This window comes from Acinetobacter minutum (assembly GCF_035916735.1).
Lineage (GTDB): Bacteria > Pseudomonadota > Gammaproteobacteria > Pseudomonadales > Moraxellaceae > Acinetobacter.
The window spans coordinates 14,514-35,573 of the sequence record NZ_JAQIHG010000018.1; the positions used below are offsets into that span (position 1 = coordinate 14,514).

19 protein-coding genes are annotated in these 21,060 nt (G+C 44.4%); 7 read left to right on the forward strand and 12 right to left on the reverse strand.

The window, feature by feature from the left end:
• Positions 1–137 precede the first annotated feature (137 nt).
• Positions 138–2,108 carry an acyltransferase family protein gene (locus tag PAE54_RS08540; RefSeq protein ID WP_326519115.1) on the forward strand — a complete coding sequence of 657 codons (1,971 nt, stop codon included), beginning with the start codon at positions 138–140 and terminating at the stop codon, positions 2,106–2,108.
• A gap of 52 nt (positions 2,109–2,160) precedes the next feature.
• On the opposite strand, the gene PAE54_RS08545 is transcribed toward PAE54_RS08540, so the two are convergent.
• The 4 genes from PAE54_RS08545 to PAE54_RS08560 all read right to left on the reverse strand — a co-directional run bounded on the left by PAE54_RS08545 (position 2,161) and on the right by PAE54_RS08560 (position 4,669).
• Complete coding sequence (locus PAE54_RS08545; protein ID WP_326519116.1) at positions 2,161–2,523, reverse strand: hypothetical protein; 363 nt, start codon at positions 2,521–2,523, stop codon at positions 2,161–2,163.
• Between the two features lie 214 nt (positions 2,524–2,737).
• Complete coding sequence (locus PAE54_RS08550) at positions 2,738–3,346, reverse strand: hypothetical protein (protein ID WP_326519117.1); 609 nt, start codon at positions 3,344–3,346, stop codon at positions 2,738–2,740.
• A gap of 95 nt (positions 3,347–3,441) precedes the next feature.
• The gene (locus PAE54_RS08555) at positions 3,442–4,131 is read right to left on the reverse strand and encodes a putative quorum-sensing-regulated virulence factor (protein WP_326519118.1); all 690 of its coding nucleotides are present in this window, start codon (positions 4,129–4,131) and stop codon (positions 3,442–3,444) included.
• 91 nt (positions 4,132–4,222) lie between these two features.
• Entirely contained in the window at positions 4,223–4,669 is a 447-nt protein-coding gene (locus PAE54_RS08560) for a hypothetical protein (protein ID WP_326519119.1), read from the reverse strand.
• Between the two features lie 357 nt (positions 4,670–5,026).
• Between PAE54_RS08560 and glyA the strand changes: the two genes are divergently transcribed.
• The 3 genes from glyA to ahpF all read left to right on the forward strand — a co-directional run bounded on the left by glyA (position 5,027) and on the right by ahpF (position 9,079).
• Complete coding sequence (gene glyA, locus PAE54_RS08565; RefSeq protein ID WP_273777052.1) at positions 5,027–6,280, forward strand: serine hydroxymethyltransferase; 1,254 nt, start codon at positions 5,027–5,029, stop codon at positions 6,278–6,280.
• A gap of 264 nt (positions 6,281–6,544) precedes the next feature.
• Positions 6,545–6,949: a nucleoside diphosphate kinase regulator gene (gene rnk / locus PAE54_RS08570; protein WP_326519120.1), complete on the forward strand. Its 405-nt coding sequence runs from the start codon at positions 6,545–6,547 to the stop codon at positions 6,947–6,949.
• A gap of 567 nt (positions 6,950–7,516) precedes the next feature.
• Complete coding sequence (ahpF, locus tag PAE54_RS08575) at positions 7,517–9,079, forward strand: alkyl hydroperoxide reductase subunit F (RefSeq protein ID WP_326519121.1); 1,563 nt, start codon at positions 7,517–7,519, stop codon at positions 9,077–9,079.
• 108 nt (positions 9,080–9,187) lie between these two features.
• Here ahpF and PAE54_RS08580 read toward each other — a convergent pair whose 3' ends face one another.
• From PAE54_RS08580 to PAE54_RS08595, 4 genes are all read right to left on the reverse strand, one after another.
• Positions 9,188–9,442, reverse strand: a complete 255-nt coding sequence (locus PAE54_RS08580; protein WP_326519122.1) for a YfhL family 4Fe-4S dicluster ferredoxin — start codon at positions 9,440–9,442, stop codon at positions 9,188–9,190.
• On the reverse strand, positions 9,442–10,812 hold the full coding sequence (trhP, locus tag PAE54_RS08585; RefSeq protein WP_326519123.1) for a prephenate-dependent tRNA uridine(34) hydroxylase TrhP: 1,371 nt from the start codon (positions 10,810–10,812) through the stop codon (positions 9,442–9,444). The genes PAE54_RS08580 and trhP overlap by 1 nt, the downstream gene beginning before the upstream one ends.
• A 232-nt stretch (positions 10,813–11,044) precedes the next feature.
• Positions 11,045–11,692 carry a TetR/AcrR family transcriptional regulator gene (locus PAE54_RS08590; RefSeq protein ID WP_326519124.1) on the reverse strand — a complete coding sequence of 216 codons (648 nt, stop codon included), beginning with the start codon at positions 11,690–11,692 and terminating at the stop codon, positions 11,045–11,047.
• Between the two features lie 308 nt (positions 11,693–12,000).
• Entirely contained in the window at positions 12,001–12,780 is a 780-nt protein-coding gene (locus PAE54_RS08595) for a ferredoxin--NADP reductase (RefSeq protein WP_273777042.1), read from the reverse strand.
• 102 nt (positions 12,781–12,882) lie between these two features.
• Between PAE54_RS08595 and tsaA the strand changes: the two genes are divergently transcribed.
• Positions 12,883–13,602, forward strand: coding sequence for a tRNA (N6-threonylcarbamoyladenosine(37)-N6)-methyltransferase TrmO (tsaA, locus tag PAE54_RS08600; RefSeq protein WP_326519125.1), 720 nt, complete (start codon positions 12,883–12,885; stop codon positions 13,600–13,602).
• 12 nt (positions 13,603–13,614) lie between these two features.
• Here tsaA and PAE54_RS08605 read toward each other — a convergent pair whose 3' ends face one another.
• Positions 13,615–14,889, reverse strand: coding sequence for an MgtC/SapB family protein (locus PAE54_RS08605; RefSeq protein WP_326519126.1), 1,275 nt, complete (start codon positions 14,887–14,889; stop codon positions 13,615–13,617).
• A 265-nt stretch (positions 14,890–15,154) separates the two neighbouring features.
• Here PAE54_RS08605 and tfpB point away from each other — a divergent pair, with 265 nt between their 5' ends.
• A complete protein-coding gene (tfpB, locus tag PAE54_RS08610; protein ID WP_326519127.1) occupies positions 15,155–16,906 on the forward strand; it encodes a type IV pilus assembly ATPase TfpB in 1,752 nt (583 codons plus the stop codon).
• Positions 16,907–16,999: 93 nt separating this feature from the next.
• On the opposite strand, the gene hemP is transcribed toward tfpB, so the two are convergent.
• Positions 17,000–17,170 carry a hemin uptake protein HemP gene (hemP, locus tag PAE54_RS08615; protein WP_326519128.1) on the reverse strand — a complete coding sequence of 57 codons (171 nt, stop codon included), beginning with the start codon at positions 17,168–17,170 and terminating at the stop codon, positions 17,000–17,002.
• A 140-nt stretch (positions 17,171–17,310) separates the two neighbouring features.
• Between hemP and PAE54_RS08620 the strand changes: the two genes are divergently transcribed.
• On the forward strand, positions 17,311–18,213 hold the full coding sequence (locus PAE54_RS08620) for an NUDIX domain-containing protein (RefSeq protein ID WP_326519129.1): 903 nt from the start codon (positions 17,311–17,313) through the stop codon (positions 18,211–18,213).
• Between the two features lie 86 nt (positions 18,214–18,299).
• Here PAE54_RS08620 and PAE54_RS08625 read toward each other — a convergent pair whose 3' ends face one another.
• The gene (locus tag PAE54_RS08625; protein ID WP_273777033.1) at positions 18,300–18,479 is read right to left on the reverse strand and encodes a YajG family lipoprotein; all 180 of its coding nucleotides are present in this window, start codon (positions 18,477–18,479) and stop codon (positions 18,300–18,302) included.
• 12 nt (positions 18,480–18,491) lie between these two features.
• Positions 18,492–20,882, reverse strand: a complete 2,391-nt coding sequence (gene mrcB / locus PAE54_RS08630; protein ID WP_326519130.1) for a penicillin-binding protein 1B — start codon at positions 20,880–20,882, stop codon at positions 18,492–18,494.
• Positions 20,883–21,060 lie beyond the last annotated feature (178 nt).

Here is a 21,060-nt window from a genome sequence, read left to right on the forward strand (position 1 = left end):
CAAAATTGCTTTAATCGCTCATCTCTACAAGTTTATGATTATTCCATCGCAATGGGTGAAAAGCCTCTATTTGTGCGCAATAGCCATCTAACGGTTTAAAACTTGTTCAATGAAAATGTCATAGGATCGCCACGACAATGAGAAGTCAGCCCCAGCACGAGAAAAAATATCGTCGTGATATTGATGCCTTGCGTGCGATTGCCGTGTTAAGTGTGGTGATTTATCACTTTTCGAAAGATTGGCTGCCGGGGGGCTTTGTCGGGGTTGATGTCTTTTTTGTCATCTCGGGTTTTTTGATCAGTAGTATCCTGATTCCCGCGATTGCAGAGCAGCGCTTTAGTTTTAGTGACTTTTATCTGCGCCGTATTCGACGGATTATTCCAGCTACCTTATTTTGTGTTGGCATCACGGTTGCCGTCTGTAGTGCCTTTTATACGCCCACGGATGGGTTGTTGGTCGCCAAATCTGGATTAGCTGCCTTATTTTCCGTATCCAATCTGTATTTTTTACAAGGAATTCGAACTGATTATTTCGCGCCGACCTCAGATACGCTGCCTTTATTGCATACTTGGTCGCTGGGCGTGGAGGAACAGTTTTATTTGATCTGGCCGCTGTTAATTTTTGTGCTGGCAAAAATGAAGCGTCTTGGCTGGTTGTGGCTGTGTACGATTTTACTTGCTCTATGGTCTTTTGCTTTGAGTGAATATTATCTCAAGCTTAATCCGTCCTTTTCCTATTATATGTTGCCGGCGAGAGCCGGAGAGCTGTTGGTCGGAACGCTAGCGTACCTGCTTTCTACTCAGCTGAAAAAATTACCTTTAGCCATTTATCATTTGGCCTCCGTATTTGGCTTGGGGCTGATTATTTACGCAAGTATCACGTTTGATAAATCGATGAATTTCCCAGGCTGGAGTGCCTTGATTCCCACCTTTGGTGCAGCTTTGTTTATCTTGGCGGGGACGCATGAAAAGAATCGGATTAACGCTGGACTTGCGATTCAGCCCGTGGTCTTTATCGGTCTAATTTCATTTTCACTGTATTTGTGGCATTGGCCGGTGTTGGCATTTATGCGCTATGCCTATGCTGAGATGAATCCCCAACTTGCGGTGATCAGCCTGCTGTTGATTGTCATGCTGACGTTATTTTCTTATTACGCGGTAGAAAAGCCTTTTAGGAATCCAACCCAGTTAAACAAGAGTTACTGGCTGATCGCAATGGTTTTCACGGGCATTGTCGCGTTATCCGTTTGGGTAATTCAGCAACAGGGAACTTTGCAGGCTCAGGGGACTCAGCGCTTTAATGCACAATTACAACAATTGGCACCGAACTCTTTACCCGCGAATGCTTATGCGTTTAACTGCCAGATGGCTGTATTTGACGAGCAAGTTTTTGATCAGCAGCGTTGTAAGATCGGTACGGCTCCTTCGCCCCACTTTTTGCTCATCGGGGATTCAAATGCGGCACATTATGTGGGTTATCTGAAAGAAATCGTGGAAACTCGCGGTGGTTCATTTCAAAACTATACGCATAGTGCTTGTGCGCCATTTGCAGAAAATGTCATCGGTACTTATGCTGCAGCGAATCAGGTCACGAGTTGCCAGGCTTATAACCGTAAAATTCGGGCAGTTGCAGCTCAATACAAGACCTTATTTATTGGGGGGAGCTGGAATAATTATTTGACTTTGGCGGGTGAACAGCAATTTAGGCAAGATCTGGCAAATATGCTGCGTGATTTTTCCCAATCTGGCCAGCAGGTCATTCTAGCGAGTAAAGTACCGGTTTTCCCGACGTATGATCTTCAATGCCAAGAAAAAAGTATCCGCATGCCCTTTATTCAATGTGGCAAGCGCGAAGGCTATCCATTCAAGGCTGAACAGAAAGCCAATCAGATCCTTGTTGAGCTAGCAGCACATTATCCGAATGTGCAGGTTTTGAGTCTGCGTGAACGCATTTGCTCAAATGGCTTTTGTTCGCCATATCTCCACAATAAACCTTTATATTTCGATGCCAATCATTTAAGTATGGAAGGCTCGATTCTAATCGCTGAAGCTGATCTTAGGGATCATCGTGTGCCCGCTTACTTATTACAGGCGCTTGTCCATCCGTAATCCAAGGGTTTTCCGAAGTCATTTAGAAAACAAAGCTCACGATGCTGTGAGCTTAAGTGGAAGATCGGATCAGGGTGAGGGGAATATCATAGTGGTCAAATTCATGAAAGAGTTTATCAAGAACTAACTGACCGATAGCGTCATCAGCATGAAAATGGACATCTTTGCCTTGCTGGCTATCGTAGCATTCAATATTCTCAATCCGCCAATGGTTGTCAGCATCAGCTTTCGCAATACAAATCCTGAGAGGTTGTAAATGTTCACTGATGTGTTGCGGTAATATTGTGGTAAAGGCTAGACGGATATTGACCAGTTCATCTTCGGGACTGAGATAAGTCATAACCCAATTGCCGATTTTGCTCAATTGCATTGGATTATCTGCTGGGTCAAATTTAATAAAATGCGCTGTGGCCATATACATCCTCCCATAAAAAGATGTTATATGGCGCTTATTGTGAATTATCGCCATAACGCTAAAGTGGTAATTATTGTTATGAAAAAAATGTAAGGTGATTATTTTTATTAAGTAATTTATTGATTTTATTTTTATTTTTTAAATTATTATTGTTTTTATTCGGCTTTTTTAAGCGTTTTTATCAATCATGCAACATCAATTAACTCTAATCTATTCAGGAGCGTTGAAGTTGCTGCAAAGAAAAATTGATCTGCTGTAATGCAAGGTTCAATTGCTGTGGAGAGATCCGGCTTTCCTGCAAGCAGGTAATCCATTGCATCTGACATAATTTCAGGCTGCGCAAATCTTCTGCACTTTGGATTTTCAGTGAAAGTTGTTTGGCCATCAGACCACAGTACTGAGAGAGCAATTGCGCCATTAACTGTTTGATTTCTTCAAAGCTGAGCGCTTCTAAGCTGAGCTCATCTTGCTCGTCTGCTGCATGGCCGAGTGAAGTTTGAATGGGTTGGTTATTATTGGCAGCACTAGCAGTAGGGCTACTATTTTGTTCAAGTGTTGAGTTAGATACTTGAATTTCAGAAACACTCACGTTAGCCTCATCTGGATTGGCCATTTCATCTACAGTTGCAGGCACAATGAGGCCCATATCCTGTAGCTGTTCGAGCAGCTCTGGCGGTGCTAAGCGCTCCTTATGGGAATCGCTGAGTAAATCAAAAGCTTCAGTACCAATAACCACCAGTAGACGACGTTGACGTGCGTTTAATTCCCGAGAACGTTGTTGTATGGCTTCAATGCCCAATTCGGTTTTATAGTAGTTCAACATGCCTTAATTTATCTCCCCACAATAAATTAAGGTTAAGATAAGCGCCGATAATGACACTAATATGAATAAAATGTTACAAATCCGATGATTGTGACTTAATTCAGATTATTTTCTAAAGCTTTGCGCAAATAAACATCAAGATCCTCCTGACGTAATAACCAGCGCACATAATCATCCGGCAATTCACTGATTGCATAACCTTTATATTTACCAAAATTCAGCGTGCGCGGAATACGGGCATCTTCCGAAGCTAAATAAAGCTGTTCGATGGTTTGAATATTTAAATGGTAAATGATGTGCATCAAAATATTAGCGGTCAGCATGATATCGGCATCAGCACGATGAGCCCCTTTTAATAATTCACGCGCTTTGGGACTCCCTTTACTGATCATATAAATCAATGCCGAGATATTATGTGCATCCGCCTCAGGCCACACTCGACGAGCCAGTGCGAGGGTACAAATCGCTTTAATGTGGGAGGTATCTACACCACATTTTTCAATCGCTCGAATATCATAATCAACATTGTGGCCAATAATATAACTGGTATTTTCCGGTAATTCGAAGCTGTGATAATCCGGTTGATCGACCAAATCCGACTCTAAAATATGATGGACGGCCATAGCCGCATAAGAAATCGGCTCATTCACACTATAAAGTTGATCAAACATTTGCTGTTTGTCTAGGCTTAATTTACCTTCGCTGATTTCAATCGGTGCATAAGCAATCTCAATAGGAAGGCCATTCAAGGTATGGGTTTCAGTATCGAGAATAATTGCGTGCATGACGGTATTCCAGGCGGGCAAAAAAGTTGGCTCAATCTAGCATTTCACGACGTTGCAAACAAATCTAAAAGCGTCTTTATTGTGCCATTTTCTATATTTTAACCTTATGTAGTTGATGATAATCCTGTTTGAGTGCATCACTCGACAGCAGGCCTTTATATAGAAAAAGGGGCAAGCCATCTTCCTGATCCACCAATTTGCTGGGTTGATGTCCCTCACGATATTCAAAAATGGCGTAAGGCATTTTGTCTTGATCTAATACGATGAAACGTTGCTGTTTAATCGCAATTTCATCTACTGAAAAAGTCTGTTTCAGTAAGCGTAGAAAAATACTTTGATTTGCACTTAACAAGTTGAGTTCACGGATACGGTCACTATCCGATTGATGAAAACTTTTCAGATATAGCCGTTGTTGCTGGGTCAAAGGTGTTTGATAACGGTACAGGGTTTTGACGGGTGTTTTTGATGTTCGATACTGTGCCCGGCAAATCGTGTAGCCGATAAAAATCCCTAGTATTAAGCAGATAAAAGCGAGCATTATGGTCTAGTTAAAATGTTATTTTGCTTGATATGCTAAAACAAAGCGCATGGAAAGAAAATTCCGGACTTTAGATTGAGAAGCTGGATAACCTTTACGTGAGTCACTTTATATAGAGTCAATTTTTTATTCACTGCATTCGGCAGGGATGGGTGCCAGAAGCGGGTTATTTTAAGAACGCAACAATGGATTGAATCCACACTTAAAAATATTAAAAGTTTGTTGCTGATTGGCTCTGGATGAGCGATTTTTATCTGAAACTGAACAAAGTTCATTCTGTTTAATTTCAAAGTTCATGCTACAATATTCCGCAATCATAGCACGGCTAAAAAAGCCCTAATTGATAGGACCTCGCGAATGTTTGCCAATATCTCTATTTCTGAATTTGATCCAGAATTAGCTCAAGCCATTGCTGCTGAAGGTGAGCGCCAAGAAGCGCACATCGAGCTAATTGCCTCTGAAAACTACTGCTCACCAGCAGTGATGGAAGCTCAAGGATCAAAACTCACTAACAAATATGCAGAAGGTTATCCTGGCAAACGCTACTATGGCGGTTGCGAATATGTAGATGTTATTGAGCAATTGGCGATTGACCGTGCAAAAGAACTTTTTGGTGCGGATTACGCAAACGTACAACCACATGCGGGTTCTCAAGCGAACTCTGCTGTTTACCTTGCGCTTTTAAATCCGGGCGATACTGTTTTGGGTATGAGCTTGGCACACGGTGGTCACTTGACTCACGGTGCAAAAGTCAGCTTCTCTGGTAAAACTTATAACGCTGTTCAATACGGTTTAAACCCTGAAACTGGCGAAATCGACTACGAAGAAGTTGAACGTCTTGCACTTGAGCACAAGCCACGCATGATCGTTGCTGGTTTCTCTGCTTACAGCCGTGTTGTTGATTGGCAACGTTTCCGTGATATCGCGGATAAAGTAGGTGCTTACCTGTTTGTGGATATGGCACACGTTGCTGGTTTGGTTGCAGCTGGCGTTTATCCAAACCCAGTACAAATCGCTGATGTAACCACAACAACGACTCACAAAACTCTTCGTGGTCCACGTTCTGGTTTGATCCTTGCGAAAGCCAACGAAGAAATCGAGAAGAAATTACAATCTGCTGTATTCCCAGGCAACCAAGGTGGTCCTTTGATGCACGCGATTGCAGCAAAAGCTATCTGCTTCAAAGAAGCAATGTCTGATGATTTCAAAGCTTACCAACAACAGGTTGTGAAAAACGCGCAAACTATGGCGCAAGTCTTCATTGACCGTGGTTATGATGTTGTTTCTGGTGGTACGTCAAACCACTTGTTCTTGTTATCTTTAATCAAGCAAGACATTACAGGTAAAGATGCTGATGCATGGTTAGGCGCAGCACATATTACTGTCAATAAAAACTCTGTACCAAACGATCCACGCTCTCCATTTGTGACTTCTGGTATCCGTGTAGGTACACCAGCAGTAACGACTCGTGGCTTTGGTGAAGCGGAAGTGCGTGAACTTGCAGGCTGGATGGCAGATATCTTAGACAGCAAAGGTGACGAAGCTGTGATTGCTGCTGTAAAAGCAAAAGTTGAAGCAGTTTGTGCAAAATTCCCTGTTTATGCAAAATAATTTGTATTAAACAAGCAAAGGTCTGGCTTGCCAGACCTTTTTTTATGTCTCATCTATTGTCTTCAGTCCGCACATATGCCGAATAAAGCATAAAAGATCAAAAATTCGATGTGTTATTGGCTTGAATGCCAGGTTTTTCTAATAAAGCTGATACATATTTGAAGCTGTACTTTGAGGGCAATACAGGTTAAATCTAATTTTAAAGATAAATACTTTATTCACAATGAAATAGCACATCTTAATAAGGATAAAAGGATTAGAAGCATGGTCAAACCTTCGATTATTGTGTCCCAGCAGGATCTGGAACGGTTACAAACAATGCTGGAATCGCAGTCCAAACTCACCCCGACGGTCATTCATTTGGAAGAGGAGCTGGCACGAGCTGAAGTGATGAAACCACAAGACATGCCAAAAAATGTGGTCACGATGAATGCCAAAGTGTTAATCAATATTGCCCCCTCCACTGAATCGACAGAAATTCATCTGGTTTACCCACATGATTTTCGTGGTGAAAAAGGACAGGTGAATATTCTGGCTCCAGTGGGTGCTGCGATTTTAGGTTTGAGTGAAGGGCAGGAAATTGAATGGCCACAACCGGATGGTCATCTCATGCAGATTAAAGTGATTCGGGTTTTATATCAGCCTGAACGAGAAGGTGATTATCTGTAGTTTTTTCACTAATGGGCCCCTATGAATGGGGCTTTTTTATTGAGAATCTATGTATGCAGGGGAGCAACTCTCAGAGCACATACTTAAAGAATGAGCTGATCCTTACCCAACCGACTAAAGAGTAAACGGAGTGATCTTAGCTGCTTGATCGTATTTTTTTGTCTGTTTAGAGGTCTGTTAAAGTTTTTGGAATAGGAGAGTGTTACGCATTTTTAAAGAATTTAGCTATGGTGGAAATATTTAGCCAAGTTTTAAACTATTTCCTATCAACTCTTTAACAAGATTCTGCAAAGACTTCAGCAACAGGTATTTAGCTAATCCGATTATCCTGTCTTAATTTTGAACCTTAAAAGATGGTGCCAGTTTTCTACCAACAATTGTCGTAAGCGATAAGCTGGTGGCCTCTCGAAATGCCGAAAGTTGCCATCAATGAGCCTTAGAGGTGAGATCTTAGGAACTCTAATTTTATAATCCGATCAATTTTATAAAAATAAACTGTTTTATCTATTTTTTCATTCAGCCTATGATAGCTTTATTGAATTGAACTTGGCTGCTTTGGAGAAAAACATGTTAGATCAGAACACTACAGCACAACTGAAAACTTTATTACAACGTTTACAAGGCCCAATCGAACTGGTGGCTTCTCTCGATGACTCCGACAAAGCCGTCAAAATCAAAGAACTGGTGGAAGAAATTGCGGCCTTGTCCGATCAGGTAACTGCTCGCTTTGACGGTCAAAACAGCCGTCGTCCAAGTTTCGGCATTGCCAAGGCTGGTGAACAGCCCCGCGTGAACTTTGCCGGTTTACCAATGGGACACGAGTTTACCTCATTGATTCTCGCCTTGTTGCAAGTTTCCGGTTATGCGCCAAAAGTGTCTGATGAAGTTCTAGCCCAGATTAAAGGGCTGAACCTGAAAGCTGACTTTGACGTGTTTGTCTCACTCAGCTGTCATAACTGTCCGGACGTGGTGCAGGCATTAAACCTGATCGCCATCTACAACCCGGGTACCACAGCGACCATGATTGATGGGGCTTTCTTCCAGGAGGAAGTTGAAGAACGCAAAATCATGGCGGTTCCAATGCTATTCCAGGACAACCAGCATATCGGTCAAGGTCGTATGACGCTGGAAGAAATCATTGCCAAACTGGACAGCAACTCAGCCGCAAAAGATGCAGAAAGGCTCAATGCCAAAGACGCGTTTGATGTGCTGGTGATTGGTGGCGGCCCTGCAGGCAATACCGCTGCCATCTATGCCGCACGTAAAGGCATCAAAACCGGCATTGTGGCGGAGCGTTTGGGTGGTCAGGTCATGGACACCATGGACATTGAAAACTTCACTTCCATCCAGAAAACCCAGGGTCCAAAATTTGCCGCAGCCATGGAAGAACACGTTCGTGAATATGGTGTGGACATCATGAGCCTGCAACGAGTGAAACATTTGGTCGGTGCAGACAAAACAGCGAATGGTCTGGTGCAAGTGGAGCTGGAAAATGGTGCGAAACTTGAATCGAAAACCGTTATTCTCTCAACCGGTGCACGCTGGAGAGAAATGAATGTCCCGGGTGAAGCGGAATACCGTACTCGTGGTGTGGCTTACTGCCCACACTGTGATGGTCCACTGTTTAAAGGTAAACGTGTTGCGGTGATTGGAGGGGGGAATTCAGGCGTAGAAGCGGCAATTGATTTGGCCGGGATTGTAGAACATGTCACCCTGCTCGAATTCTCGGATACTTTGCGTGCCGATCAGGTATTACAGGACAAGTTAAACAGCTTGCCAAATACCACGGTAATCAAATCAGCCTTGACCACGGAAGTCGTCGGTGATGGCAGCCAGGTGACGGCACTCCGTTATCAGGACCGTACAACAGGTACAGAACATGAAATTGTCTTGGCCGGGATTTTCGTTCAGATCGGATTATTACCAAACACCGAATTCCTGAAAGAAGTGGTGGAACTGAACAGCCGTGGTGAGATTGTGATTAATGAGCGCAATGAAACCAATGTAAAAGGGGTGTTTGCTGCAGGTGACTGTACCACAGTGCCATACAAACAGATCATCATTGCGACTGGTGAAGGTGCGAAGGCTTCTCTCTCTGCTTTTGATTACATTATCCGTAATGGGCAATAAGCAATAAAAAAAGATGAAGGAAGCAAACTTCCTTCATCTTGATATGCATTATCCTCTTTAGAGGGTTGAATGGATAACACCTTCAACCCTCCTTTTTTATGCGAGGATTTATTTAGTGAACAAGTTGAGGCTGTTAAATTTTTCCATTAACTGTTCCCGATTCTCGATATGTTCAGGGTCTTTAATGATGCAATCGATTGGACAGACGGCCATACAGGTTGGTTCTTCATAAAAACCGACACACTCTGTACAACGTGCCGGATCAATTTCGTAGACTTTAGAGCCTTCAAAAATGGCCGTGTTCGGACATTCTGGCAGGCACATGTCACAGTTGATACAGGCATCCGTAATCAATAAGGCCATTATGCACCTGCATTATAAGCCAGCGAGGAAGCAGTGATGCTTTCTTTAGAATCTGGCAAGTTACGGATCAGCAAAGCATAGTTGATATCGACATCCTGTGGCATTGGAATTTCCACGATATGACCAGAACCTTTGGCATCATCGATTGAATTGCCTTTTTTATCGCGTATTTCAGTTAAGATAAAGGTGATATTGCCCTGTGGGGTCATCAATTCCAAAGAATCTCCGACCACAAAACGGTTTTTCACATCGATTTTAATGTAATCACCATTGCGTTCTAATACTTCACCGCAGAACTGTTGGAAATCAAAACGCGAAGAACCGGTTTCGTAGTTTTGATATTCACTGTGCACATGACGACGCAAGAAACCTTCGGTATAACCACGGTTGGCTAGACCTTCGAGTTGTGTCATCAGACTTGGATCAAATGGACGGCCTGCCAGCGCATCATCAATCGCCTTGCGGTAGATTTGTGCAGTACGTGCGCAGTAGAAATAGGACTTGGTACGGCCTTCAATTTTCAGTGAAGCAATGCCCATCTGGGTTAGACGTTCGACGTGCTGAACGGCACGCAAGTCTTTTGAGTTCATAAAGTAAGTGCCATGTTCATCTTCTTCAGCGGCGAACATGTCTTCATCATTGCGTTGTAACAGCACTGGTTCATCAAACTGGTGTTGATCATTTTCGCTTGAGCAACAGCCTTGTTTTTCTTCGACTTGGGTCACGGGAATCACGTCGCCAGTTTCATCTTCTTTGGCTTCGTGAATCTTGTATTCCCAACGGCAGGCATTGGTACACGCGCCCTGGTTGGCATCGCGTTTGTTCATGTAGCCAGACAACAGGCAGCGGCCAGAGTAAGCCATGCATAGTGCACCATGCACAAACACTTCGATTTCGATGTCGGGCACGTGCTGGTGAATTTCTTCGATTTCTTCAATCGATAATTCGCGCGACAAGATGACACGTGTTAGGCCATAACTTTTCCAGAATTTGACCGTGGCCCAGTTCACCGCATTGGCTTGTACGGAAAGGTGAATCGGCATGTCAGGGAATGCTTCACGAACCATCATGATCAGACCCGGGTCAGACATGATCAGGGCATCCGGTCCCATTGCAACTACGGGTTCCAGATCACGGATAAAGTTTTTCAGTTTGCTGTTGTGTGGCTGGATGTTGACCACGACATAGAATTTTTTACCTAGAGCATGGGCTTCGTTAATGCCAATTTGCAGGTTGTCATGGTCAAATTCATTGTTACGTACACGTAAGCTATAACGTGGCTGACCCGCATACACCGCATCTGCACCATAAGCAAAGGCATAACGCATGTTTTTTAGGGAGCCAGCAGGAGAGAGAAGTTCAGTTTGCATGTTGGTCGCCGCTTGAGCTAAAGACAGGGAAAAAATAGGGGATTATTTTAAGGATTTCAAGTCTTGGGTACAACCTACTAAAACACTCGGAATTATGGGTTCAATTGGTTTGGAATGGGAGCTAAGGCGATGAATCTGAGCGTGAAAGTGTAATATCTCGGCTAATAAAGGATAATTTAACAGCAAGTAAGATCATGAAAAAATCGGGGTTTACCCCCGATTCTGTATAAGACTATGTATGGTCGGGTATTAAAGATGGGGCTGGCCAATCATCATCCAGACTAAAGTGATGTGTCGGTAAGGATAGTGCCTGATTGACATACAGATTGATCATTTTTTTCCGCGAGCCAATGGAGCGTTGATAAAAACTGGAATTGAGCAGTAGGCAGGCACCATAGGTTAATGACCAGATATAAGAGTGGTAGTCACGGATGGAAATGGGACTATCATGCGCTTTTAAATACACTTCAGTCATGTCTTTGATGGCTAAAATACGATCTTGGCGAATCTGATACAGTTTGTCAAACAGGTGATTTAAAGAGGACTCAGTCATGGTCAGGTTCTCTTCAATCTGGTGTAGCAAGATGGTGCGTTCAGGAGCCAGCAGATGATGCAGCATATACTGCGGTACATACACCTTGAAGTCATTATTGTACTTTTTAGACAGCGCCAGAATGTTCTCTTCGTTGCGGATAATCAGTTCAAGCAACAGCTCATTTTTACTTTTAAAATGTTTGTATAAGGTGCCTTTGGCAATATCTAATTCAATAACCAATTCATCTAGTGTAATTTGCTGATTGTTTTCGAGTAACAAGTTTTCAGCAACATCCAGAATACGTTCCTTTCGTAGCAAGAATTGTTTATGGCGTTCGATATTCATGCTTTGTTCCTATTCGTTCTTTCTATTAGCTTACCATTCCCACGTTTTTACTCGGAATTAGACCATTCTCCGAGCTATTTTTTCAAATAGGGTTAAGCGTGTTGTGTTTTAGAGCTTAAATCAAGTTCATGTTAATTGCATGATAAATACAGTAAATAATCGGTTTAAGCCAGATGCTCAGTATCGATTTATCTCAATGATACTTTAAAAATTACCTTAAATTTTAATTAGATTGTGCCAAATCGAGGTCAAAAAAATCGAGGCCCGTAGGCCCCGATGCACTAAAAGGTGGTCTGTAATCGGATCAATTATTTTTCAACGAAAGCACGTTCGATGACGTAATCACCCATTTCACCCATACGTGGTGATTCTTTCAAACCATGCTGATCGAGTAAACCTGCAACATCGCGTAGGAAGTGTGGGCTACCACACAGCATTGCACGGTCATCTTCACGGTTGAACGCTGGTAAGCCTAGATCTTTAAAGATTTGGCCCGATTCAATCAACGCAGTTAAACGGCCCTGAGTTTTAAATGGCTCACGTGTCACAGTTGGGTAATATACCAATTTGTCTTGAATACCTAATTCCTGGAAGAATTCGTTGTTTGGCAGTTCGTTCAGGATCAGGTCTTGATAAGCCAATTCTGAGATAAAGCGCGTACCGTGAACCACGATCACTTTTTCAAAGCGTTCATAAGTTTCCGGATCACGGATGATTGACAAAAATGGTGCCAGACCTGTACCTGAAGACAATAACCAAAGGTTTTTGCCTGGCAACAAGTCATCAAGAACCAACGTTCCTGTCGGTTTGCGAGATACTAAAATCTCATCGCCCACTTGTACTTTTTGCAAGATAGAGGTCAATGGACCATCTTGAACCTTGATCGAGAAGAATTCGAGTTCTTCTTCGTAATTGGCACTGGCAATTGAGTAAGCACGCATTAATGGCTTGCCATTGACTTCAAGTCCAATCATCACAAACTGACCATTCTTAAAACGCAGGCTCTGGTCACGAGTGGTTTTAAAACTGAATAAAGTGTCATTCCAGTGGTGTACGTGAGTAATCTTTTCGACGTTAAATGCAGCCATTAAAGGTCTCAATAAGTTATCAAATTAGAACAGGTTGCTATTCTAATCTAAAATCATTGTCTATAAACTGAATATATTTAATTGTGTTTATCAGAAAAAGTGATGAAGTCAGAACTCACGCTGCCCATAATTGGTCATATGAAATCACCTTATCGTGAGAAATTTGGAATCCCGCGCCAGCCCAATTTGGTTCAGGTCGAGTCCTATATCGAAATGGCTGAACCCTATAATGATCTGCTGGCTTTTGAAGGGATTGAAGCCTTTAGCCATTTATGGCTGGTTTGGCAGTTTCATGACAATAAAAATCAGCAGCGAGACAAATTCCGTCCACAAGTACGTCCACCGCGTTTAGGCGGGAATCGCAAAATCGGGGTATTTGCCACCCGAAGCATGTATCGCCCAGCACCGATTGGATTGTCTGTGGTTCAGCTCAAAGAGGTCAAAAAAATCGGTAAGTCGGTTCGGGTCTATGTCATGGGCAGTGATTTACTGGATGGTACCCCGATTTTGGATATCAAACCCTATATTCAATATTCCGATGCAATTGTGGACGCAGAAAGTGGCTACGCACAGGATGAGCCAACACGTAAACAGGTCATTTGGTCAGAACAGGCAGAGGGTCAGAAACAGCTTGCTTTGCAGCAGCAGAGGATCACAATACAACTGGTAGATGAGTTGCAGCAGGTGCTTGCCTTGGATCCGCGACCTGCCTATCAGGATGATCCAAAACGCCTGTATAAAATGCGTTTTGCTGACTTGGATGTTAGTTTCCAGGTGCAGCAGCAACAGGTGTGTATCGTAGGATTGCATTTGGCTGAATAGGGAGTTTTCCTGTTAAAAAAATTCAGTCATGGTCCATAGCAACCCCACCAAAATCGCCATATGCAGCAGTTGCGCGGGGATAAAAGCCAGTGCATAGCGTAAACCGCCAGAAATCCAGGCATTAATGCTTTTGGCTACCGCATGTGCACTCAGACCCAGCATCAGCGCGAACAGTAAGGTTGAACTTTGTGCGCTGTGCGGTTCGCCTTGGGCAACAACGGCTGCGATCGCCGCATGAATTTCAAACAATGCTGCCAGTAATGTACCGGCTAATAGCCCAGCATCACCCAGTAACAGGCTAAGTCCGTAGACACCGGCTTGGATTAGCGTTAAGGCACTGGCAATGATGGCGGCCTCTTTCAGGCTAAACATGCGTGTATCCAGATTGACAGCAGCCTCAGAGGCTGGAGCCTTACGCATCAACCAAGCTGACCAAAAGGCCAGAATGAGTATGGCAAGCAGCGTTGGTAAAATAATTACCTTGAGCCAAGCGATACTGGTTCCCCCGACCACGATGAGCAGTTGAACCAAGGTCGCAACACAGGACATCAAGGCTGCGCCAGCATTAATCACCGGATTGGCTCGACCATCACGGACTTCTAGACCTAAACTGGCGATCAGCGCAGTACTGGACACGAAACCAGAAGCTAAGGAGGAGAGCATTAAAGCATGATTGGAGGACAACAAGCGTTTAGCCAAATGTGCTAGTGCTTGAACAGCTAAGATCAAGCTCAGCAATTTTAATAACAGATAGGGGTTGAGCACCGGCCCCCAAAGTGGGGTATTCGGAATCAGCGGTAAGGCAATCAGAACTAGTGCCAGCAGAATAATGCCATCCCGTAATTCCGCTTCGGTAATCCATTGTCCTGCAATGCCATGCATGGACTGTTTGCCCATGAGCAGAATGGTCAGCACGACTGACAAACTGGCAGCCACCGGAATATTCCACAGACATAAAGCCCCAATAAAATAAGTACTAATAAAGGCCAGTTCTGTGGTGACCCCTGGATCATCTGGTTGGCTCTTGACCAGTGAAACTAGACTGATCCCGCCGATAATCAAGGCACCTGCGATCCCGGTGGCAATACCAAACAGGAAACACAGGGCACCCAGTACTGCACAGATGGCAAAAGAGCGCAGTCCGGCAAAGCTGATATTATTTTCTTTTTGCTTGTTACGTTCGCGTTCTAATCCGATCAGTAGGCCACAACCCAGCGCCGCCGCCATCACAATGGAAATCTCCTGAAATGGGGCGTTTTGTAAGGATATGAGTTCTGGAATTTCCATAGTTGCCCCCGAAGGTGATGACGCTCTGGTGGTTTTTTGTTATTGGCGTTGAAGGTCGCTGTTATCGAACAGCATAGCATTATTCTTTTCAACTTGTATTCGTGGAGCAAAATTCCAAACTGGCCGTTTCTTCAACATATTAACAACCCAATTGTGATGGATGCAGCACTTCTCCGAAAATTAGACAGGTAAACTTGAATGGAAGCTAGCTGAATGAGGAGAGGGATTTGTTATAGTAAGCTCAACAAATAAATGATCGAAACATATGAGAGATTTTGTTGTAGATACCACCTGGTGTCTGGACCAATTAGAAAAAGATGGACGGATCAGCGAACGTGATCACATGCTGGTACAAACCACTCACCGTCAAAAAGAACAAATGCACTGGCACCCGCTGCAATGGATTGCCTATTTCCATCTATCAGATGCCTTGTTTCCGCAAACCACACTGACCTTAAGCCGCTTGTGTCAATGGCTGTCTGCCAAAGGGGACTTACCTTTTTATATTATTGATCCATTAAAAGCCGACGTGGCCGCATTAACTAGCATCATGTCGCAGGAATTTGCCCTTAGAAATAAAATCTTGGCCGTTGAAATCCAGCCCGACAGTATTCTGATCGGGACCGATCAGCCTTTTGTTACTGATTGGATGGCCAATTTGGAGCGCAGTCTACGGCCGAAAAAAATCCAGCGTGTTTTGTTGAATCCAGAGCAGTTACAGCGTTATTTGACTGAATATTATCAAGTCAGTCGGGCCGTGAATTCGGCACAAAAGGCGGGAGGACAACTGGAAAATAAAGGCGTTGAGGCTCTACTGCAGTTAGGGGATACGCAGAATCCGGATGCGAATGACCAGCATATTGTCAAACTGGTGGACTGGATTTTACAGTTTGCCTTTGAACAGAGTGCCAGTGATATCCACTTAGAACCACGCAAGGAAAAAGGCAAGGTCCGTTTCCGTATAGATGGCGTGTTGCACACAGTTTATCACATGCCTGCTACGACCCTTACTGCGGTGATTTCCCGGATTAAAATTCTGGGACGTTTAAATGTGGCGGAGAAACGTAAACCCCAGGATGGCCGTCTGAAAACCCGCACACCGAAAGGACAGGAAACCGAGCTGCGTTTATCCACCTTGCCCACGGCGTTTGGGGAAAAACTGGTGATGCGTATTTTTGATCCGGATGTGCTGGTCCGCAGTTTTGAACAGCTCGGTTTTGAAGGTCATTTGCTCGAGGACTGGCAGACACTCACCCAGCACAGCCATGGCATTATTTTGGTGACGGGGCCAACCGGTTCCGGTAAAACCACGACGTTGTATTCCACGCTAAAACAGCTCGCCACTGATCAAGTCAATGTTTGTACCATTGAAGACCCGATTGAAATGTTGGAACCGAGTTTTAACCAGATGCAGGTCAATTCCGGCATTGAACTGGGTTTTGCTGAAGGGGTTCGAGCCTTGATGCGTCAGGATCCCGATATCATTATGGTCGGGGAGATTCGTGACCAGGATACGGCCAATATGGCGATTCAAGCCGCGTTAACCGGGCATTTGGTCTTGTCGACTTTGCATACCAATGATTCGCCTTCCAGTTTGACGCGTCTGCATGATTTGGGTGTCCAGCCATTTCTAACCGCAGCCACGATTTTGGGCGTTTTGGCACAGCGTTTGGTACGTCAACTTTGTCCGGATTGCAAACAGCAGGGGCAGATTAATGTTCAGGAATGGCAACATCTTACTTCTGATTATACATTAGCAATGCCGCAGCAAATCTATCAGGCGGTGGGTTGTGAAAAATGCCGCCATACCGGTTATCGGGGCCGTATTGGTATTTATGAATTTATGCCGCTGAGTCTGGAACTGAAACAGTTGCTGAGCAGCGATGCGAGCCTTGATCAGTTGCGGCAGCAGAGCAAAAAAGAAGGAGTGGAACCATTACGTATTGCAGGTGCACGTAAAGTCATAGCAGGTGTGACGACGCTGGATGAAGTACTTCGTGTTGTACCGCTCACCTAAGTCATTTTTGGCTAGATTATACAATGATGGTATGCAGCAGTAGACAGGGTGAAATACTGCTGCAAGAGGCAATCACACCTTTTAGTTTTGCATTTATTTGGTCAGAATCAGGCGGTTGTTACGGGTGAGACGTAAACGATATTCTTCTCCGGCATGCAGAATGCGAATCTCACGACCTAAGGCAAATAAATGGTTGGAATGTAGCATTGGCAGGGCATACTGACTTTCAGAGTGATGGTTAAAAAGCTGAAAAGGTGCATTCATGGGAATCATTCCATCAGAGTTTTACGATTTTATAAATGATAATCATTATCAAATAAACCTGTCAATCTAGATTTGTCAAAATCCTTAAAAGCCGCTAATTTGCTTACAATTTAAAACAGTTCGTTCAAAGAGTAAGTCACATGCCAAAACCGATTGTTGATGTCGCGATTGCTATTCTTCTGCATCATGGAAAAGTGCTGGCCGGTTGGCGTGAAGCTACACAACATCAAGGCAATAAACATGAATTTCCTGGTGGAAAAGTCGAAGCAGGAGAGACCCCTGAACAGGCCTGTCGTCGTGAGGTGTTTGAAGAAGTGGGAATTGGCATCAAAGAATGGCATCCTTTTGACTTGATCTGTCATGAATATGATGATGTGATTGTCAATTTGCATATTTTCCAGGCCGCTGTACCTGCCCCATTACTGGATCTCATTCAGCAGCCATGGACGTGGTATCAGCGTGATCAACTGCTTGCGCTCAATTTCCCCAAAGCCAACCGTGCGATGCTGCAACGTTTGTATTGGCCACATCAGATCAAGATCAGCGCAAATTTAGCGGATTGTGCACATTTATCCGATGAACAGCTCATGTATTGGCGTACGGATCTGCAACCCATCTATGCAATGGCTGAGCTGGAACAGTGCACTGAAGGTCAGCTGAGCCGACTGATTGTGCCGCATGCCTTGTGGTTGAGCTTAAAACCTGAGCAGCAAAAAGCTGTGTTCGCCGTACATCTTTCGCAACGTCAGTTGATGGGTTTAAGGAAAGGACAACTCACGGTCGGGATTCGTCATCTGGCGGCTTGCCATGATGATGTATCAATCCAGCATGCCCAGCAAATTGGCTGTGATGCAATTTTTCTCAGTCCGGTATTTGCCACACCGACACATCCTGAGGCAAAAGGGCTGGGTTGGACAGCATTTGCTCAATGGGCCAGCATTTCGGATTTACCTGTCTTCGCTTTGGGGGGGGTTAAGCCTCAGGATTTAGCAATCGCCCAGCAGCATTTTGCTTATGGGGTGGCAGGAATTCGCCAATTCTAGATGAATCATGGTCAACCGAGTATCTAGAACAAATAAAAAAGGCAGTCAACTGACGTTGACTGCCTTTTTCTGGTTATCGATCCTGGCTAGAGTTTCTGGCGTTTGATCTCATCCGGTTGATAAGGTGTGATGGTCACACCTTCAGAGGGGATGATGACCTTGACCGGTTGTGGTACCGACGGAGCAACCGGCAAAGTGCTGTTGTTTTGACAACCACTGAGCGCCGAAATACTGATCACAGCCAAAGCGCAACAGCTTCTACGCATGACATTTGCTCCTTAATTCTGATAACTGCCACTCGAAATCACTTTATTTTGTTCATCAGGTGAAACCGGAGTTTCACTTTCACGAATATAGTTTTCGATTGAGTCAGTTTCAGGAACAACTCCACTTGCGGGTTCACTGGCAGCTTGACCTGTAGTTTCCGTTTGATAACTGGATAGGGCACATGCTGTCGCCTGACGTGGTACGGTATGACGTAACAATGGGATATAGGCAGCACCGGCACAGTTTGCTGCAGACAGGTCACCACTGGCACGATCAATCCATTGCCACTGCACGGTATCTGGCTGGCGCAGATTAACAGGGGTCTGACGTAATTGCTGCATTACTTGTGTCCAGACCGGTAAAGCACCTGAAGAACCTGTCAATCCAGTGGTTTTGTTATCATCCAAACCTAGCCAAACCACAGTCAAATGGTTACCCGAGTAGCCGGCAAACCAGGAATCACGTGTATCGTTGGTGGTACCGGATTTACCCGCCAGTTTTAAGCTACTTGGCAAGCTGGCATAGGCTGCACGACCGGTTCCCGAATACATCACTTGTTGCAAACCATAATTCAGCAAATAGGCTGCAGCAGGATCAATCGTCTGTTGTGCCGTCATGGCGTAACGTTGCAGTAAGCGGCCGTCAGCATCGACAACAGAACGGATGGCTTTAACCGGATTCTTTTGTCCACCCGTCGCAAAGTTGCCGTACAAGCCCATGACTTCGATTGGAGATAAGTCAACTGCTCCAAGGAAAATAGACGGATAGGATGGAATATTGGATTGCACACCAAATTTGCGCAAATTGCTGCTAAAGGTTGCCATGCCAAACTCCTGGCCGAGGCGAACCGCAGACAGGTTGTAAGAATTGGCGAGTGCTTCTTGCAGGCTTACAAAGCCGTGTGGGCCACCACTATAGTTTTTTGGTGTCCAGGCTTTGCCATCACTTTCAATACTGATTTCACTATCCTGAACTGAACTGGCCCAGGTATAGCGGCCTGATTCCAGTGCACTTAAATAAATAACGGGTTTTAATAGTGAGCCAACCTGACGTTTGGCGTCCAGCGTCCGGTTAAAGCCTGTGAAGTCCTGCGTTGAGCCGACTGCGGCAATCAGTTCGCCATTTTGTGGATTTGAAACCAACACAGCCCCCTGTAAATCTTTCAGGCGTTTTGGATTGCCGCTTGCCAAGCGTGCTACCGAGGTTTTAAAGGCTGTTTCCACGCGGGTTTGAGCAACCGGATCGAGGGTGCTAAAAATGCGTACCCCTTTGTTGGTTAAATCCATTTCCTGATATTCGCTACGTAACTGGCGACGTACAATATCCATAAAGTCCGGGAATTTGGATGGGCCTAAGCTTGGTTTATCGATGACATTGAGTGGACGGGCTGTTTCTTGCTCGTAACGGGCTTGATCCAGATAACCCATCACCAGCATGTTATGTAACACCACATCACGACGCTTTTTGGCCCCTTCCGGGTTGCGCCATGGATTATACAACGTCGGACCCTGTACCAGACCCACCAGGAATGCTTGCTGGGAAATATTCAGCTCACGTAACGGTAAGCCAAAATAGAACTGGGATGCCAGACCATAACCATTAATGGAATAGTTGCCATTTTGTCCCAGATTCACTTCATTCAGATAGGCTTCAAGGATTTCATCTTTGCTGTAATGCAGCTCAATGAGGAGTGCCATCAAGGCTTCATTGATCTTGCGTTTATAGGTGCGTTCCGGAGAAAGATAGAAGTTTTTTACCAACTGCTGTGTCAGGGTTGAACCACCTTGGCGCTTTCCTCCAGTCACGTTACTGACGAGGGCGCGTGCAGTTCCTCGGATGGACACTCCATGATGTTTATAGAAGTTACGGTCTTCTGTTGCGATCAGTGCTTCGATGAGTGGACGAGGCACTTTATTCAGCTTGATCAGGACACGATCTTCGTTGTGCTGTGGATAAATACCGCCAATCAGCATTGGCTCTAGGCGTGCGATCCCGGTGTTGGAGGGTTTTGTTGCACGAACTTCACTGATCTGATCACCAGCAAAGTTGATTTCGAGCACTTGCTCAGGTTCCTGGCTATCTCCAAAATCGAAACCACGGGTATGCACATACAAGGTGCTGCCTTGTACGACATAGCTACCTGATTTGGTGAAATTACTGGTATTTTTGTAACCGAGCAGCTGTAATTCTTGCGTCAGGTCATCCTGCGAGACAGGGGCCTGATTATAAATTTCTAAAGGACGAGCAAAAACTTTCGCGGGGATATCCCAGCGTTGCCCTTCAAATTTGTCACGAATAATATTATCAAGACGAATCAAATATATACTGAGCACAAGAACTGCACCGATCACCAGCACTGAAAAGACTAGTGCAAAAACACCAATACCACGTTGAGACTTCATAGAAATAGCAGGAAACCATCCGAATCGCATAATCATGCGAAGCTTTTACTGATTTTGCAATGATTAAACCGTCATCAAAACGAAAAATAGTAGCAGAAATCCCTATCAATTGACGATTCAATGTTTTTTTTATCAAGAAAGTTAATGCTATGATAGCGACGATTCATTATGGTACTCA

Excerpts from the sequence above, each read along its gene's own strand:
- PAE54_RS08540 (WP_326519115.1), top strand. The coding sequence starts at position 138 with ATGAGAAGTCAGCCCCAGCACGAGAAAAAATATCGTCGTGATATTGAT.
- PAE54_RS08545 (WP_326519116.1), bottom strand. The coding sequence starts at position 2,523 with ATGGCCACAGCGCATTTTATTAAATTTGACCCAGCAGATAATCCAATG.
- PAE54_RS08550 (WP_326519117.1), bottom strand. The coding sequence starts at position 3,346 with ATGTTGAACTACTATAAAACCGAATTGGGCATTGAAGCCATACAACAA.
- PAE54_RS08555 (WP_326519118.1), bottom strand. The coding sequence starts at position 4,131 with ATGCACGCAATTATTCTCGATACTGAAACCCATACCTTGAATGGCCTT.
- PAE54_RS08560 (WP_326519119.1), bottom strand. The coding sequence starts at position 4,669 with ATGCTCGCTTTTATCTGCTTAATACTAGGGATTTTTATCGGCTACACG.
- glyA (WP_273777052.1), top strand. The coding sequence starts at position 5,027 with ATGTTTGCCAATATCTCTATTTCTGAATTTGATCCAGAATTAGCTCAA.
- rnk (WP_326519120.1), top strand. The coding sequence starts at position 6,545 with ATGGTCAAACCTTCGATTATTGTGTCCCAGCAGGATCTGGAACGGTTA.
- ahpF (WP_326519121.1), top strand. The coding sequence starts at position 7,517 with ATGTTAGATCAGAACACTACAGCACAACTGAAAACTTTATTACAACGT.
- PAE54_RS08580 (WP_326519122.1), bottom strand. The coding sequence starts at position 9,442 with ATGGCCTTATTGATTACGGATGCCTGTATCAACTGTGACATGTGCCTG.
- trhP (WP_326519123.1), bottom strand. The coding sequence starts at position 10,812 with ATGCAAACTGAACTTCTCTCTCCTGCTGGCTCCCTAAAAAACATGCGT.
- PAE54_RS08590 (WP_326519124.1), bottom strand. The coding sequence starts at position 11,692 with ATGAATATCGAACGCCATAAACAATTCTTGCTACGAAAGGAACGTATT.
- PAE54_RS08595 (WP_273777042.1), bottom strand. The coding sequence starts at position 12,780 with ATGGCTGCATTTAACGTCGAAAAGATTACTCACGTACACCACTGGAAT.
- tsaA (WP_326519125.1), top strand. The coding sequence starts at position 12,883 with ATGAAGTCAGAACTCACGCTGCCCATAATTGGTCATATGAAATCACCT.
- PAE54_RS08605 (WP_326519126.1), bottom strand. The coding sequence starts at position 14,889 with ATGGAAATTCCAGAACTCATATCCTTACAAAACGCCCCATTTCAGGAG.
- tfpB (WP_326519127.1), top strand. The coding sequence starts at position 15,155 with ATGAGAGATTTTGTTGTAGATACCACCTGGTGTCTGGACCAATTAGAA.
- hemP (WP_326519128.1), bottom strand. The coding sequence starts at position 17,170 with ATGAATGCACCTTTTCAGCTTTTTAACCATCACTCTGAAAGTCAGTAT.
- PAE54_RS08620 (WP_326519129.1), top strand. The coding sequence starts at position 17,311 with ATGCCAAAACCGATTGTTGATGTCGCGATTGCTATTCTTCTGCATCAT.
- PAE54_RS08625 (WP_273777033.1), bottom strand. The coding sequence starts at position 18,479 with ATGCGTAGAAGCTGTTGCGCTTTGGCTGTGATCAGTATTTCGGCGCTC.
- mrcB (WP_326519130.1), bottom strand. The coding sequence starts at position 20,882 with ATGAAGTCTCAACGTGGTATTGGTGTTTTTGCACTAGTCTTTTCAGTG.